4 protein-coding genes are annotated in these 2,585 nt (G+C 56.1%); all 4 read left to right on the top strand.

Annotation, left to right across the window (positions count from 1 at the left end):
• The first annotated feature begins 54 nt into the window (after window positions 1–54).
• On the top strand, window positions 55–777 hold the full coding sequence (locus CYR55_RS22520) for a hypothetical protein (protein WP_101818539.1): 723 nt from the start codon (window positions 55–57) through the stop codon (window positions 775–777).
• A 46-nt stretch (window positions 778–823) separates the two neighbouring features.
• Window positions 824–1,411, top strand: coding sequence for a hypothetical protein (locus CYR55_RS22515; protein WP_101818538.1), 588 nt, complete (start codon window positions 824–826; stop codon window positions 1,409–1,411).
• A gap of 17 nt (window positions 1,412–1,428) precedes the next feature.
• Entirely contained in the window at window positions 1,429–1,923 is a 495-nt protein-coding gene (locus CYR55_RS22510; RefSeq protein ID WP_101818537.1) for a baseplate protein, read from the top strand.
• Window positions 1,924–2,034: 111 nt separating this feature from the next.
• Window positions 2,035–2,585, top strand: a 551-nt coding sequence (locus CYR55_RS22505) for a hypothetical protein (protein ID WP_101818540.1), incomplete at its 3' end; no start/stop codon positions are given.

Raw genomic sequence — 2,585 nt, 5'->3', positions numbered from 1 at the left:
GTTCCGCCCGTCGCCTGCTGGGTGTCCCAGCGTTGATTAAGTAAGGAATAGAGAATGAAAGGTAATTTCTTCCAAAGCGGCGCGCTGCGCTCTGATGGCCTGACCGCTTTTGCCATGGGGGCGAAAGCCCCGGAACAGCCGATGCTAGAGAGCGTGACGAATAACGCCCCACCAGCTGAAGAGCCGAAAAAAGAGATCACCCTGGAGGAAGCCCACCAGATGATCCTGGAGAAGGCGGCAGCTGCGGTGGCCACCAACCAGCTGGCTGATGCGGCACAGGCCGTCTTCAGCTGGGCTGATGGTGATGACCACTCCTATGACGCGCTGGATGGCTATGCCCAGGCTGAAGCCGGTATTGGCGACGACACCGACCCGACTGATGATCAGCTGGACGCTTATTTCACCGTGCTGGGCAATATGGCTGATTTCATGGTCGCTGCCGGTGCTGATGAAGATGCGGTGCAGGCGTTATTCGATGATGAAGATGACGACATTGCTGGCTCTCTGGGCACCGAATTTCAGGGGCTGGATGACGCTGACCGCAGCGAGCTGATCACCGCCTATTCACTGTCTGCTGACGACTCCATGGTCGAGGCGGTTGAGAAGGTTGTCCGTAAGGGCAAAGTGGTGCTGATCCGTAAGCCATTCAAGAAGCACCATATGACCTCTGCACAGCGCATGGCTTTGAAAAAAGCCCGCTCCAAGGCTTTCACTGCCCAGGCGAAGCTGCACCGTGCCAAATCAATGAAGCTGCGCGCCAAGCGTATTGGCCGTTAAGTAAAGAAGGCGGCCGCCAGCTGGTGGCCGCATTGAGGTGAAGAAAATGGGGATTGCTTACTCTTACGGCGCATCGCCTTCTGATGGTGTCAGCCCTTATCTGAAGGCCACTATCGTTTCTGGTGATCTTACTGTGACCGGGTATATCGGTCAGGGTGCTTCTCTCCAGATTGCATCGATGTGGACCAGCCCTTTCGAGGGGGATAATGCTGGCTCCATTGCGGGCTTTGAGACGGCGGCGAACATTGGGCAGTCGGTGTCCAACACGACGTCTGTATTCCGCTGGAACAGTCTGATGGTATGGCAAGGCGCTCAGCCGCCTTCTATCAACCTTCCGCTTGAGTTTCTGGCCATTTACGACCCCTCGATCGAAGTAGACGGCGCAATTAAAGCGTTGTGCGCCATGGCGTCACCTGAGCTGAAAGACGTTGAACCCCTCGGCCGCCGGCCAGAGGTTTGCGTTATCAACATCGGCCGCCGGTTTATCCTGGCTGATGTCGTCATTCAGGACGTGAGTTACAACCTGGACGCACCGCGCACCAGCGACGGCTATTTCGCTTCCAACACAGTAAACCTGCAACTGTCGGGCATGGCGGTACAGAACCGCTCTGAAGTGCAGGGACTTTTTATCTGAACAGGAAGAACTAAATCATGGCTGGTCATGCTAACGCGGTAGGTAACGCCGCATATTTAAAAACCCGTTACACGATGAACAAGGCGATGGGCGAAAAGCTCAACGGCTCTGAATTCCTTCTGACTATTATTGGCCATGAGGAGCTTTCTGCGCTGATCCGTACCGCGCAGCTCCCGGAGCGCACCCGCGAGGACGTAGAGGACTACGGACCTGGCGGCATGAAGTATGTGCAGCATGGTCCCATCCGCAACTCCGGCGAGATGGCTTGCCAGTGCATCGAGACTATTACCGGCAAAATGCTGGCGTTTATCAAAGACGCGGTTAACAACAAGTCCTACTTTGACGTGACGATCAGTGCAGCGCCGGAGTCCCTGGGCGGTGAAGCCCCGGATTCACTGACCGTGACGCTGTATGACTGCAAAATCTACGTAGACAGTACTGACCTGTCCACGGAAGACGTCACCTCTGCCGTGCGCCCTAACCTGCGCATTGTTTACAACTTCATCGAGTAAGCGACCAGGTATCACGAAAGCCCCGCAAGGGGCTTTTTTATGGCTGCTGCCGGCGCTGGGGCAGATATAACATTGGCTACGATGGGCGCTATCTTCACTCTGGAGGCTCCCATGACCCCCCGCGAATTGCTTGAGAGCGTAAAGCTCCGCTTTAACCCGCTGATGCATGATGACGCGGACAAACTGGATGCGCTGCTGGTTACAGCTCTGACTACGTACCAGGATCGCGCCGGTTTTGTCACACGTAAACGCATCCAGCAGGGTGAATCTCTCTCATACGCCTGCCCGGCTGATTACCTGGAGCTGGTGGCCGTGACCGATGCCACTGGTGACTGGGTATATGCTGACGTGTTCGACGGCGTGATTGAAATTGAGTCCTGCGGCCGCCTGCGTTATCCGCTGACGGTGGAATACCTGCAAGACCTCAGCACGCTTGACCTGGATGCCGGCACTATCCCGCCGACTATCCGGGGCATCCTGCAAAACTACCTTGAGGCACTGATCGCCATCCCGAATATGGACAGGCTCCGTCGCGTCTCTATTGCGTCAAAGCTGGATGTGTCCAACCTGCCTGATGAGTCTGCGCTTTACCAGCGTAAGACCGAGCTGGAACAGGAAATGTCGAGCCGTGGCGCTATCCCGCGGGCTGTATCGCTTTATTC

Origin of the sequence: Chimaeribacter californicus, assembly GCF_002858675.1 — a bacterium.
GTDB classification, from domain to species: Bacteria; Pseudomonadota; Gammaproteobacteria; order Enterobacterales; family Enterobacteriaceae; genus Chimaeribacter; species Chimaeribacter californicus.
The sequence above is the reverse complement of the archived record's forward strand: the minus strand, read 5'-3'. Positions and strand labels throughout refer to the sequence as shown.